At 72.8% G+C, this 12,306-nt stretch carries 11 protein-coding genes; 7 read left to right on the top strand and 4 right to left on the bottom strand.

Going from position 1 to position 12,306, the window contains the following annotated elements:
- Positions 1 to 13 precede the first annotated feature (13 nt).
- The 5 genes from ACFVGS_RS30680 to ACFVGS_RS30660 are packed head-to-tail and all read left to right on the top strand — an operon-like array spanning position 14 to position 4,846.
- Positions 14 to 1,207: an acyl-CoA dehydrogenase family protein gene (locus ACFVGS_RS30680; RefSeq protein ID WP_385695009.1), complete on the top strand. Its 1,194-nt coding sequence runs from the start codon at positions 14 to 16 to the stop codon at positions 1,205 to 1,207.
- Positions 1,208 to 1,251: 44 nt separating this feature from the next.
- Positions 1,252 to 2,313: a methionyl-tRNA formyltransferase gene (locus ACFVGS_RS30675; protein WP_384420296.1), complete on the top strand. Its 1,062-nt coding sequence runs from the start codon at positions 1,252 to 1,254 to the stop codon at positions 2,311 to 2,313.
- Between the two features lie 12 nt (positions 2,314 to 2,325).
- Positions 2,326 to 2,880 (top strand): quercetin 2,3-dioxygenase, encoded by a 555-nt coding sequence (locus tag ACFVGS_RS30670; RefSeq protein WP_385695006.1) that lies wholly within the window; start codon positions 2,326 to 2,328, stop codon positions 2,878 to 2,880.
- A gap of 3 nt (positions 2,881 to 2,883) precedes the next feature.
- Positions 2,884 to 4,092, top strand: a complete 1,209-nt coding sequence (locus ACFVGS_RS30665) for an MFS transporter (RefSeq protein ID WP_384420290.1) — start codon at positions 2,884 to 2,886, stop codon at positions 4,090 to 4,092.
- A complete protein-coding gene (locus ACFVGS_RS30660) occupies positions 4,085 to 4,846 on the top strand; it encodes an SDR family NAD(P)-dependent oxidoreductase (RefSeq protein WP_385695003.1) in 762 nt (253 codons plus the stop codon). The genes ACFVGS_RS30665 and ACFVGS_RS30660 overlap by 8 nt, the downstream gene beginning before the upstream one ends.
- Before the next feature lie 150 nt (positions 4,847 to 4,996).
- Here the strand turns inward: ACFVGS_RS30660 and ACFVGS_RS30655 are convergent, their stop codons facing one another.
- Positions 4,997 to 5,695: a TetR/AcrR family transcriptional regulator gene (locus tag ACFVGS_RS30655; RefSeq protein WP_385695001.1), complete on the bottom strand. Its 699-nt coding sequence runs from the start codon at positions 5,693 to 5,695 to the stop codon at positions 4,997 to 4,999.
- Between the two features lie 245 nt (positions 5,696 to 5,940).
- On the bottom strand, positions 5,941 to 7,260 hold the full coding sequence (locus ACFVGS_RS30650) for an aminotransferase class I/II-fold pyridoxal phosphate-dependent enzyme (RefSeq protein WP_385694998.1): 1,320 nt from the start codon (positions 7,258 to 7,260) through the stop codon (positions 5,941 to 5,943).
- 47 nt (positions 7,261 to 7,307) lie between these two features.
- Between ACFVGS_RS30650 and ACFVGS_RS30645 the strand changes: the two genes are divergently transcribed.
- Positions 7,308 to 8,606: an MFS transporter gene (locus ACFVGS_RS30645; RefSeq protein ID WP_384420278.1), complete on the top strand. Its 1,299-nt coding sequence runs from the start codon at positions 7,308 to 7,310 to the stop codon at positions 8,604 to 8,606.
- Between the two features lie 25 nt (positions 8,607 to 8,631).
- Positions 8,632 to 9,591, top strand: coding sequence for a hypothetical protein (locus ACFVGS_RS30640; protein WP_385694995.1), 960 nt, complete (start codon positions 8,632 to 8,634; stop codon positions 9,589 to 9,591).
- 69 nt (positions 9,592 to 9,660) lie between these two features.
- On the opposite strand, the gene ptsP is transcribed toward ACFVGS_RS30640, so the two are convergent.
- Together ptsP and ACFVGS_RS30630 are read right to left on the bottom strand one after the other, a co-directional pair.
- Complete coding sequence (ptsP, locus tag ACFVGS_RS30635) at positions 9,661 to 11,331, bottom strand: phosphoenolpyruvate--protein phosphotransferase (RefSeq protein WP_384420272.1); 1,671 nt, start codon at positions 11,329 to 11,331, stop codon at positions 9,661 to 9,663.
- 81 nt (positions 11,332 to 11,412) lie between these two features.
- A complete protein-coding gene (locus tag ACFVGS_RS30630; RefSeq protein WP_384420269.1) occupies positions 11,413 to 11,862 on the bottom strand; it encodes a PTS glucose transporter subunit IIA in 450 nt (149 codons plus the stop codon).
- Positions 11,863 to 12,306: the final 444 nt, after the last annotated feature.

Below are 12,306 nucleotides of genomic sequence, written 5' to 3'. Positions count from 1 at the left end.
CAAGGACCCAGTCATGACCGCGACCACCGAAGCCGTCCCCGCACACGTCCCCGACACCGCCGAGGCGATCCTCGCGCACGCCCGCACCCTGGTCCCGCTGCTGCGCGAGGCCGGCCCCCGCATCGAGGCCAACCGCACCCTGCCCGAGGACATCGTCGCCCTGCTGCGCGAGGGCGGCGTCTTCCGCGCCGCCATGCCCAAGACGTGGGGCGGCCCCGAGCTCACCTCCATGCAGCAGTGCGAGCTGATCGAGACCCTCGCCACCGGCGACGCCTCCACCGCCTGGTGCGCCATGATCGGCATGGACTCCGGCATCTACTCCGGCTACCTCGACGACGACGTCGCCCGCGAGATGTATCCCTCGCTCGACCTGGCCAACTCCGGCTGGATCTACCCGCAGGGCCGTGCCGTGCGCACCGAGGGCGGCTACCGCCTCACCGGCCGCTGGAAGTTCGGCTCCGGCTCCGCCCACTGCGACTGGCTCGGCGCCGGCTGTCTGATCGTGGACGAGGACGGCAACCCCGAGCCCGACCCGGTCTCCGGGGAGCCCACCCACTGGCGGGTGCTGATCTCGCGGCCCGACGCCTACACCTTCCACGACACCTGGCACACCACCGGCCTGGCCGGCTCCGGCAGCCAGGACTACTCCTGCGAGGACCTGTTCGTCCCCGAGGAGCGCTCCTTCAGCTTCTCCGACCCGCGCCGCACCGGCCCCCTGCACTCCAGCCCCGACGCGATCCTGCGCAAGATGTCCGGCATCCCGCTCGGCGTGGCCCGGGCCGCCCTGGACCACGTACGCGAGCTGGCCGCGCACCGCACCGACCGCGAGACCGGCACGCCCTGGACGCAGGACCACCGTGTGCAGAGCACCATCGCCCGGCTGGAGGGCGAACTGCTCGCCGCCCGCTCCGGGGTGTACGCCAGCCTCACCCGCCAGTGGGACGCGCTGGCCGGCGGCACCGAGCTGACCGACGACGCCCGCGTGGCCACCGCCATCGCCCGCCGGCACGCCTTCCGTACTGCCCGCGACATCGTCCAGACCCTCTTCGACCTGGTCGGCGGCTCCTCCGTCTACAAGCCCTCGCCGCTGGACCGCTGGCTGCGCGACGCCTGGACCATGAACCAGCACGCGGTCGCCCAGGACTCGATCCTCCAGCTCACCGGCAACGTGCTGCTCGGCGGGAAGTCGACCAGCCCCTTCTTCTAGACCGGCCCGTTCCCGTCCGCTCCAGAGAAAGGTTCTCCCGACCCATGGCACCCACGGCTCCCGCCGCTCCCACGGATCCCGCGGGCCGCATACGCGTCGTGCTGTTCTCGGAGGTCAACTCCAAGCTCGGCTCGCCGTTCCTGAGCATGCTCCACGGCCACCCGCAGGTCGACCTGGCCGCGGTGGTCACCTCACCGCAGGGCAAGCGCTGCTCGTACTTCACCGACGACCCCGAACAGGTCGACCTGGTCACCCAGGGCGCCGCGCTCGGCGTGCCGGTGCTGCGGCCCGCCTCGGTCAACCGGCCCGCCTTCGTCGAGGAACTGGAGGGCTACGGCGCGGACTACTTCCTCGTCGCCAACTTCCAGCAGATCCTGCGCGAGCGGCTGCTGTCGGTGCCCCGGGTCACGGCGGTCAACTTCCACCCCTCACCGCTGCCCGCCTTCGCCGGCCTCTCGCCCTTCTACTGGATGATCCGCGAGGGCGCGACCGAGTCCGCGGTCTCCGCCATCGAGATGGCGCCCGTCCTCGACAGCGGCGACCTGATCATGCAGCACCAGGTGCCGCTGACCGGCCGCGAGACCGCGATCGAGCTGCGCACCGCGCAGGAGCGGGCCAACGTCCTGATGCTGCTGGAGCTCATCCCGCAGCTCGTCGACCGCAGCTACCGCCCGATCCCCCAGGACCCGTCGCTGCGCTCGTACTTCGGCCGCCCCTCGGACGCCGACCTGCGCCTTGACTTCCGTTCGCCGGCCGCCGTCGTGGCCCGGCACGTCCGGGCCGGCTACCGCTCGCCCGGCGCCTGGACCGCCGACGAGGCCGGCCGCCGGGTGCGGATCCTGTCCGCCGAGCCGGCCCCCGCCGACGCGCCCGACCAGCCGCCGGTGCCCGGCCTGATCGTCCACGGCGCGGCCGGCCGGGTCTTCGCCGGCTGCGCCGACGGCTGGCTGGAGGTGCTCACCACCGAGTGCGACGGCCGGGAGGCCGCGGCCGGCGGCACCGGCCAGCTGCCCGACGGCACCCGCCTGCTCTCCCCGCACACCCCCGCCCCGGCCGGTCCGGTCCCCGTACCCGGCCCGGCTCCCGTACCCGTCCCCGCCCCCTGAGGTCCGTACCCCATGTCACTGAACGAACAGCTCCACGGCGAGCACCCGCCGACCCTCGGCAAGGTGCTCCACGTCCCCGCGGGCCAGGGCCCCTCGGTCTGGCTCAACGGCGACGTCTACACCGTCAAGGTCGACACCGCGCAGTCCGGCGGGACCATCACGCTGCTGGAGGCCTCCGTCCCGCCCGGCGGCGGCCCGCCCGCGCACGACCACCGCAACGAGGACGAGGCGTTCTACCTCCTCGAAGGCGAACTGGAGTTCTACGCCGACGGGCAGACCTACGACGTCCGGGCCGGCGACTTCGTCTTCGTCCCCAAGGGCACCGTGCACCGCTTCCGCAACAAGGGTCTGCACGCCGCCAAGCAGTTGCTGATCTTCACCCCGAGCGGCTTCGAGGAGTTCTTCCTCCAGGCGGGCACCGAGGCCCGCCCCGGCGAGCCGATCCCGGTCTTCGACCCGGCCGACAACCCCCGGGCCAAGGAGATCGCCGAGGCGCTCGGCTCGTACCAGATCGCCGAGGCGCCCCGGGCCCCGCTGCCCGGTCCGTCCCGCACGGACGGGGTCTGAGCCGTGCCCTTCGCCATCTACGTCCTGGGCCTGGGCATCTTCACCATGGTCACCAGCGAGTTCCTCGTGGCCGGGCTCATGCCCCAGCTCTCCGAGGACCTCGGCGCCGGCATCCCGCAGATCGGCTTCCTGGTCTCGGTCTACGCCGCCGCCATGGCCCTGGGCGGGCCCCTGCTGACCGCCGTCCTGCTGAGGCTGCGCCAGAAGACCGCCCTGGTCTGCCTGTACGTCGTCTTCCTCGCCGGCCAGGCGCTCGGCGCCCTCGCCACCGGCTACGCCGTGATGGTCGCCGCCCGACTGGTCACCGGAGCCGCCTCCGGCGCGTTCTTCGGCGTCGCGCTCGCCGTCTGCGTACGCGTCACGGGTCCCGAGGTGCGCGGCCGGGCCACCTCCATCGTGCTCGGCGGCCTGATGGTCGGCACCGTGCTCGGCCTGCCGCTGTCGCAGCTGGCCGGGGAGCACTACGGCTGGCGGTTCGCCTTCTGGGCGGTGGCCGCCCTGGCCGCGCTGGCCCTCGCCGTCACCTTCGGCGCGGTCCCGGCCCTGGCCAAGGAGGAGAGCGGCGCCGCCGGCGGCTCCGTACGGGCCGAGCTGGGCGCGTTCCGCAACGCCCGGCTGTGGGCCGCCTTCGCCACCAGCATGCTCATCATCGGCGCCACCTTCGCCGCCTTCTCCTACTTCGTGCCGATCCTCACCGACGTCACCGGTTTCGCCGCGGGCACCGTCCCGCTGCTGCTGGTGCTCTACGGCGCCGCCACCGTCGTCGGCAACGCCGTCGTGGGCCGGCTCGCCGACCGCCACACCCTGACGGTGCTCGGCACCGGCCTGGCGCTGAACACCGTGTTCCTGACCGTGTTCGCGCTCGGCGCGGGCAACGCGGTGACGGCCCTCGCGGCGATGACCGGCATCGGCCTGGTCGGCGTGACCATGAACCCGGCGATGGTGACCCGGGTGATGCGCACCGCCAACGACCGCCCGCTGGTCAACACCGTCCACACCTCCTTCATCACCCTCGGCGTGGTCGTCGGGTCCTGGGTCGGTGGCATCGGCGTCGCGCACTGGGGCCTGCGCGCCCCGCTGTGGACGGGCGCGGCCATGGCCGTCCTCGGGCTGCTGACGCTGCTGCCCGAAGTCCTGCGCCGGACCGCCCCGTCCGCGCCCGCCGCCGGGGACTCCCCGCTCCCGACCACCGAAAGGCCGACCCGTGTCTGACCTCACTCCGCCGTCCCCCGCGCAGGACCGGGTCGCCCTGGTGACCGGTGCCAGCCGCGGCATCGGCGCCGCGATCGCCCGCCGGCTGGCCGCCGACGGGATCCGGGTGGCCCTCACCTACACCCGGGGCGCCGCCGCCGACGAGGTGGTCGCCGCGATCGAGCGGGCGGGCGGCAAGGCCCTGGCGATCCGGGCCGACGCCGCCGGCCACGAGGGTCCGGCCGCCGCCGTGGAGGCCGCCGTCGGGCACTTCGGCCGCCTCGACATCCTGGTCAACAACGCCGGGTACATGGACCTCAGCGGTGCCGAACTGACCGACGTGACCCCCGAGGTGGTCGACCGCACCCTGCACGTCAACGTGCGCGGCGCGCTGCTCACCGCGCAGGCCGCGGCCCGGCACCTGCCCGAGGGCGGGCGGATCGTGAACATCGGCTCCTGCCTCGGCGAGCGGGTCCCGGGCGGCGGGATGACCCCGTACGCGGTCAGCAAGGCCGCGATCCTGGGCCTGACCCGGGGGCTGGCGCGGGACCTGGGCCCGCGCGGGATCACCGTCAACCAGGTCAGCCCCGGGCCGGTCGACACCGACATGAACCCGGCCGACGGCCCCTCGGCCGACTTCCAGCGGGCCGGCACCGCGCTCGGCCGCTACGGCGCGCCGGCCGACATCGCCGAGGCGGTCGCCTATCTGGTCTCGCCCGGCGCCGCGTTCGTCACCGGCGCCACCCTCGCGGTGGACGGCGGGGCCACGGCCTGACGTAGGCGCCCCTGCCGGGGCCGGGCCGTCGTGGGACGGCCCGGCCCCTTCCGCGCAGCCGGACGGAGACCGCTCAGGATTTGCGTGAAGCGTAAAGCAATATCGGATTACTACCCGATCGGCGCGACTCCGCCAGTAATTCGCAGGTAATTACTCGCCGAGACCCAGCATTTCGATGATCGCTTCGACTTCACGGCGATACACCTGGGCCGGGTCGACGATCTGCTGGCCGAGGTGGCCGAACACCTCCAGCATCACCGGTCCGTACATCCGCCCCCAGATCCGCAGGGTCAGGCCGAGCGCCTGCGGCGGCAGCTGCGGGAACTGCTCCCTGGCCGGCGCGACCAGGGACTCCTGGAAGTCGGCCCACTCCGCCTCGTCCTCGCGGAGCGCCGCCGGTACGTGGTCCCAGGCGCCGGCGACCACGGCCAGCAGCGCCATGCAACATCGCCGCGCCGCCTCCGTGACCTCTGCCGGCGGGCTGAAGCCCGGCAGGCCGTCGCCGTAGATCAACCGGAACGCCGCCGGGTTCGCGACCGACCAGGTCCGGAACGTGTCGCAGACCGCGCGCACCCGGCGGCCCGCCTCCTCGGGCGGGAGCGCGGCCAGGGCGGCCTCGTGGGAGTCGGCCAGCTCGTTGTAGGCGTCCGCCGCGAGGGTGGAGATCAGCTGGTCGCGGGTGTCGAAGTAGCCGTACAGCGCCGCCGCCGTCATACCCAGCTCGCGGGCGATCCCCCGCAGCGTGATGCCCGCAGGGCCCGACTCCGCCAGCGCCTTCAGGGCGGCTTCCTTGATCTCCGCGATCGTCTGCTGGCGGAGCCGCGCGCGACGGGTGGGCTTGGTTTCCATGCTGTTGTCCTCCAGGTCGGGGGCAGAACTATACGGCGTTCGGTTCGCAGCGTACTCCTGGTACAGTAAACGCCGTTAATAAACTGATTGCCGATCAGTGCGGGTTTTTTCCGCCCCCGTGCTTTCTGTCCCGCTTTTGCCCCCGACGCCCGTGCCCCTGCCCGCCACGGCCGCGCCGGGAAGCCGGAAATTACCCTTTCCGCACCACGCTCCCGAACGCCTGCCCCCGGCGGTACGGACGACGCCTAACCGCCGTACGTGGCCTGCCGGTCGCCGAGGACGTCGGCGAAGTCCCGGGCCAGCCGTGCGGCGTCCTCGGGGACGAGCGTCGCCGTCGTGATCCGTACGCCCGTGGGTGCGCCGATCCGGAACCGGGCCCCGGCCGCCACCCACCAGCCGTGCGTGCGCAGCCCGTTCACCACCGCCGACTCGTCGCGCACCGGCACCCACACGTTCAGCCCGCTCGCCCCGACGGAGCGGATGCCGTACGAGCCGAGGGCGTCGACCAGTGCCCGGCGCCGCTCCGCGTACGCGGCCTCGCCGGACGCCACGAGCCGGGCGACCGCCGGGTCGGACAGCAGCCCGACCAGCGTCTCCTGCAGGACGTGGCTGACCCAGCCGGACGTCATGAGCATCCGCCCGTCGTGCCGGGCGATCGTCACGGGATCACCGGCGACCCCGGCCCACCGCAGGTCGACGCCCAGCCGCTTGGAGACGGTGCGCACCTGCGCCCACCGGTCCAGGCCCGCCGCGGCCAGCGTGGGCGCGACAGGGCCCTCGACCTCCACGGTGTAGTCGTCCTCGACGACCAGCACCTCGGGAAACTCCCTGAGCAGCGCCACGAGTTCGTCGCGCCGCGCGGGGGAGAGGGAGGCGCCGGTGGGGTTCTGGGCGCGCGGAGTGCACACCACCGCCCGCACTCCGGCCCGCAGCGCCGCGCGCAGGGCGTCCGGGGCCATCCCGTGGGCATCGACGGCGACCGGCACCATGCGCAGGCCCAGAGCCGGCACGAGGTCCAGGAGGTGGTGGAAGCCCGGGTCCTCCACCGCCACCGCGTCACCGGGCCGCAGCTCCACGGACAGCAGCCGCGCGATGCAGTCGAGCGCGCCGTGCGCGAAGGTCACCCGCTCCCCGGGCACGCCGTCCCGCGCGAACCAGGCCCGGGTCAGCTCCTCGAGGGCGGCGAGCCGGGGCGCCGCGCGGTGCGAGCCGAACGCCGGACGCACCTCGGCCGGCGGCCGCAGGACCGGCAGGAACGCGGGGTCGGGATGCCCGCCCGCCAGGTCCACGAGCCCCGCGGGCACGCGCGGCGGTCTGCGCGAGGCCACGGAGGGGGCCTCGGCGACCACCGTGCCGCCCCGGCCGCGCGTGACCACCAGACCGCGCCCCCGCAGCTCCTTGTACGCGGTGGCGACGGTGCCCGGGCTGACGCCGAGCTCGTCGGCGAGCCGCCGTACCGGCGGCAGCGCGTCGCCCGGCGCGAGCTCGCCCTCGGAGATGCCGCGCTCGACGGACGCGGCAATCCCCTTGGCCGTCGTCCCACTGATCGAATATTGTGTTGCCACGTACCGAACTATGTATCAATACATAACTCGCGTCAAGGGGGAACCGAGTGAGCCGCCCGAACCCATGGCACCGCACCGCTCTCGACCGCATTCCCGGCGGCCGCGACGGCCGCCGCATGCTCCTGGTCAGCATCATCGACAAGACCGGCACCGGCCTCTGGGCCGGCTGCACCGCCCTCTACTTCACCTATGTCTCCGGCCTCGGCCTCGCCCAGGTCGGCCTCCTCATGACGGTCTCCGGCGGCGTCGGCATCGCCGGCGCACCCCTCGCCGGCCGCCTCGCCGACCGCTTCCCCCTCGTCCGCCTCATCGCCGGCGCCCAGCTCATGCGCGGCGCCGCCCTCCTCGCCCTCCTCACCACCGACGACTTCCTCCTCCTCACCCTCTACTCCGCCCTCGGCGCCCTCCCCGACCGAGCCGGCAGCGTCCTCATCAAGCTCTACGCCGCCCGCCTCGCCGGCACCGAACGCGTCCGCTACCAGGCCATCCAGCGCACCACCGTCAACATCGGCTGGTCCATCGGCGGCCTCGGCGCAGCCGCCGCCCTCGCCACCGGCAGCACCCGCGCCTACGGCCTGCTCCTCATCGGCAACGTCCTCACGTACGCGGTGATCGCCGCCCTCACCCTGCGCTGCGCCGAACCGCCCGCCCCCGCCCGCGTCGCCGCCACCTCCGCCGACGCCCCCAAGGCCCGGCCCGCCAACCCCTGGCGTGACCGCACCTTCCTCGGCTACACCGCCACCGACGCCGCGCTCTTCCTCGACGACACGATCCTCCAGGTCGCCGTGCCGCTCTGGATCGCCCACGCCACCACGGCCCCCGTCGGCCTCGCCCCGCTGCTCCTCGTCCTCAACACCGTCCTCGTCGTCCTCTTCCAGGTCCCGCTCGCCCGCTTCGCCGCCACCACCCGGGCCGCCCGCCGCCTCCTGGTCCCGCTCGCCGGACTCTTCGTCGTGGGCACCCTCGCCCTCGCCGCCTCCGCGGCCGGCGGACGCGCCGTCGCCATCAGCGCGCTCGTCGTCGCCGTCATCGCGCTCACCTTCGCCGAGATCGTCCACACCACCGCCTCCTGGGAACTCTCCGTCGCCCTCGCCCCCGCCGAGGCCCAGGGCGCCTACCTCGGCGTCCACGGACTCGCCCACTCCACCCAGCGCTTCGCCGGCCCGCTCCTCGTCACCGGCGTCATGGCCGCGGGCCCGCTCGCCTGGCCCCTGCTCGGCCTCGCCCTCGTCGGCGCCGCGGCCGCCCAGCACCGGGTGACCCGCGACCGGCTCGCCAGGCCCGAGCCCGAGCCGGAGACCGATCCGTCGTCACTGTCAGTGCCCACGGCTACGGTGAGTGACTAGTCAATGGCAGCACTCAGGGGGACACATGACCGACAACCGCACCAACCGCACCAACCACACCAACCGCAGCGACCGGCACACCCACGACCACGCTGGTCACCGCACCACCGACGCCGACCTGCGCCGCGCCCTCCGGCGCGAGACCGCCGGCACCCTCGCCCTCCTCGCCGACGAGGAGGACTTCACCGCCATGCGGCAGTACGAGACCTTCGCCTTCGACGACCACGCCCGCTACCTGGACCACGTCGAAGACCTCCTCCACACCCTCACTACCCACGGCGGCCACACCACCGTCGCCCTCTTCGACCCCGAGGACTACGCCGACTACTGCGCCGACACCGCCCTCGACCCCGACCACCCCACGAGCCGCGCCCGCTACACCGCCGAACGCGCCGCCACCGGACCCCGCGTCCAGTACACGGGACAGCCCCTCACCACCCTCGTCCCCACCCTCATCGACACCGCCGTCCGCCGCGCCACCTGGGAGTACGCCACGACACTTCTCACCGAGACCGGCCCGTGCGCCGACTGCGGCCAGGACATCGGCCGCGCCTCCTTCGACCGCGCCTCCCAGCTGCTGCTGCGCCTCCTCGACGCCGCAGGACCCGGCACCCACCACCTCGTGTGCAGCGTCCCCGTCGACGACGAGCAGCTCATCGCCACCCTCCACGTCACCCGCGACACCACAGGACCAGCACGCATCGACAGTGCCGAAGGCGCCGAGTTCGTCACCGTCCTCGCCGCCGGCATCGCCCTGCACAGCCCCGGCGGCCTCGTCCTGCGCACCACCGCACCCGGCGACCGCGACCGCCTCCACGGCTGGCGCCTCCACGCCGGACTGCTCCATCCCCTCACCGAGGCCGAGGTCTTCGACGCGTACTGCACCGACGCCCGCACCGGCGAACCCATCGCCCCCGAACCCCACGTCGACTACCGCCCCGGCTTCCCCCTCGCACCACCCCACGACGACACCCACCCCCACTGACGCCGAAGGGGCTCCCCACCACACGGCGGGAAGCCCCTTCGACACCTGTTCACGGCCGGCGGCCCGGGATCACTCCCCGGACAGCACCGCCTGCGCGGCCATCCGCGCGTCATGCGCCGTGTCCGCCGCACGCGCCGCGGCCGCGGCACGCTCGCACTGCGCCAGCGTGTACTTGGCCAGCGTCGCCCGCACATACGGAATCGACGCCGCACCCATCGACAGGGAGGTCACCCCCAGACCCGTCAGCACACACGCGAGCAGCGGATCCGACGCGGCCTCACCGCAGACACCACAGCTCTTGCCCTCGGCCTTGGCCGCCTCGGCGGACAGCGCCACCAGGTCGAGCAGCGCCGGCTGCCACGGATCCTGAAGCCGCGACACCGCACCCACCTGACGGTCGGCCGCGAAGGTGTACTGCGCCAGGTCGTTCGTCCCGAGCGACAGGAACTCGACCTCCTGCAGGATCGAACGCGCCCGGAGCGCGGCGGACGGAATCTCCACCATCGCGCCGAACTTCGCCCGCAGCCCCGCCTCACGGCACGCGTCGGCGAACGCCTTCGCGTCCGTGCGGTCGGCCACCATCGGCGCCATGACCTCCAGATACACCGGAAGCCCCTCGGCGGCCTTGGCCAGCGCGGTCAGCTGCGTCCGCAGCACCTCCGGGTGGTCGAGCAGCGTCCGCAGACCCCGCACGCCCAGCGCCGGGTTCGGCTCGTCCGCCGGCGTCAGGAAGTCCAGCGGCTTGTCCGCACCTGCGTCGAGCACCCGCACGACCACCCGGCCCTCGGGGAACGCCTCGAGCACCTTGCGGTACGCCTCGACCTGCTTCTCCTCGGACGGCGCCTTGGCGCTGTCGTCCAGGAACAGGAACTCCGTACGGAACAGACCCACGCCCTCGGCACCGGCCTCGACCGCCGCCGGAACGTCCGCGGGCCCGCCCACGTTCGCCAGCAGCGGCACCTTGTGCCCGTCCGAGGTCGCACCGGGACCGCTGGAAGCGGCGAGGGCGGCCTTGCGCTGCTCGGCGGCCCGCGTCAGCTCCGCCTTCTTCTCCTCGCTCGGATCCACGAAGATCTCGCCCGTGGAACCGTCCACCGCGATGACCGTGCCCTCCGCCAGCTCGCCCGCGCCCGGCAGCGCGACCACGGCCGGCACACCCAGCGCACGCGCGAGGATCGCGCTGTGGCTGGTCGGCCCGCCCTCCTCGGTCACGAAACCGAGCACCAGCGCCGGGTCGAGCAGAGCCGTGTCGGCGGGCGCCAGGTCCCGCGCGATCAGTACGTACGGCTCGTCACTGTCCGGCACACCCGGCATCGGCACACCGAGCAGGCGCGCCACGATCCGGTTCCGCACGTCGTCCAGGTCGGCCACCCGGCCGGCCATGTACTCACCGGCACCCGCGAGCAGCTCCCGGTAATGCGAGAACGCGTCGTAGATACCGCGCTCGGCGGTGCTGCCCACCGCGATCCGGCGGTCGACGTCGGCGATCAGCTCCGGGTCCTGCGCGATCATCGCCTGGGCCTCGAGCACCGCCTGGGCCTCTCCACCGGCCAGATTGCCGCGCGCAATCAGGTCGGCGGCCACAGCCTCCACAGCCTGACGGGCGCGCCCCTGTTCGCGCTCCGCCTCATCGGCGGGAATCTGCTTCGCCGGCGGCTCCAGAACCGCCGTGCCCATGTGCCGGACCTCGCCGATCGCCACTCCGTGGCTGACGCCGACGCCTCGCAGCGTTGTCTCCATCTCACCCGTCTCCGATAGAGCGGCGGCCGGGCCGCCGCGTTGAATGTCGTATGCGCGCTCGTCGGAAGGACGAGCCGGCGGTCAGCTCCAGGAGAAGAGCGTGTCGCCGGCCTTCACGTCCCCGTCCTCACGGACATCGGAGAGGGAGTCGGCCGTGGCCTCCAGAGCCACGACCGGACAGATGGCGGACTTGCCGGCGGCCTCGACGTCGGCCGGGTTCCAGCGCACGACGGCCTGTCCGCGCGTCACGGTGTCACCCTTGTTCACGAGGAGCTCGAAGCCCTGCCCGTTGAGCTGGACGGTGTCGATACCCAGGTGGGTCAGCACACCGTGACCGTCGCTGTCCACGACGACGAAAGCGTGCGGGTGAAGAGAGACGACGACGCCGTCGACGGGCGAGACGGCCTCGGAGGGCTCACGCACGGGGTCGATGGCGGTACCGGGACCGACCATCGCACCGGAGAAGACGGGGTCGGGTACTGCGGCGAGACCGATGGCGCGTCCAGCGAGTGGCGACGTCACGGTTGTCATGGGAAGCCTCCCAGGGGCGGAGATGGTGTGGCGCCGTCACTGCCTGTCCTGGACGGCGTACTGTTCAGAAGCCTATGTCATAGGTAGTCCGGGTTCCGCACGAGACGTACCAGTTGGCGGACCTAGGGACTACCGGAAACGATTTGCCTCAGGTGACGTAGGGATGTACTGTCGTACTCCTGCCTGACCCCAACGCGGCTTTGAGTCGTGGGTCGGCAGCACCTATCAAGCCAGATCCTAACCCCAGTGGTCTACACCTCTGCGTGCTCGCAGAGGGGGTGGTCAGAGGGAGGGAAAAAGCCTGGTAGTGTTTGACCCCGCCGAAGGGCCCCGAAGGTGAATGCCTGGAAAAGGGACCGGAAAGCACCGAGGAAATCGGATCGGAAAGATCTGATAGAGTCGGAAACGCAAGAACGAAGGAAGCGCCCGGAGGAAAGCCCGCGA

The sequence above is a fragment of the Streptomyces sp. NPDC127114 genome (genome assembly GCF_042677525.1).
Lineage (GTDB): Bacteria > Actinomycetota > Actinomycetes > Streptomycetales > Streptomycetaceae > Streptomyces.
Note: the sequence above shows the minus strand (reverse complement) of the source record. Positions and strands in the feature narration are given on the sequence as shown.

What these genes read in the sequence shown, in the direction of transcription:
- ACFVGS_RS30680 (WP_385695009.1), top strand. Translation starts at nt 14, where the DNA reads ATGACCGCGACCACCGAAGCCGTCCCCGCACACGTCCCCGACACCGCC.
- ACFVGS_RS30675 (WP_384420296.1), top strand. Translation starts at nt 1,252, where the DNA reads ATGGCACCCACGGCTCCCGCCGCTCCCACGGATCCCGCGGGCCGCATA.
- ACFVGS_RS30670 (WP_385695006.1), top strand. Translation starts at nt 2,326, where the DNA reads ATGTCACTGAACGAACAGCTCCACGGCGAGCACCCGCCGACCCTCGGC.
- ACFVGS_RS30655 (WP_385695001.1), bottom strand. Translation starts at nt 5,695, where the DNA reads ATGGAAACCAAGCCCACCCGTCGCGCGCGGCTCCGCCAGCAGACGATC.
- ACFVGS_RS30640 (WP_385694995.1), top strand. Translation starts at nt 8,632, where the DNA reads ATGACCGACAACCGCACCAACCGCACCAACCACACCAACCGCAGCGAC.
- ptsP (WP_384420272.1), bottom strand. Translation starts at nt 11,331, where the DNA reads ATGGAGACAACGCTGCGAGGCGTCGGCGTCAGCCACGGAGTGGCGATC.
- ACFVGS_RS30630 (WP_384420269.1), bottom strand. Translation starts at nt 11,862, where the DNA reads ATGACAACCGTGACGTCGCCACTCGCTGGACGCGCCATCGGTCTCGCC.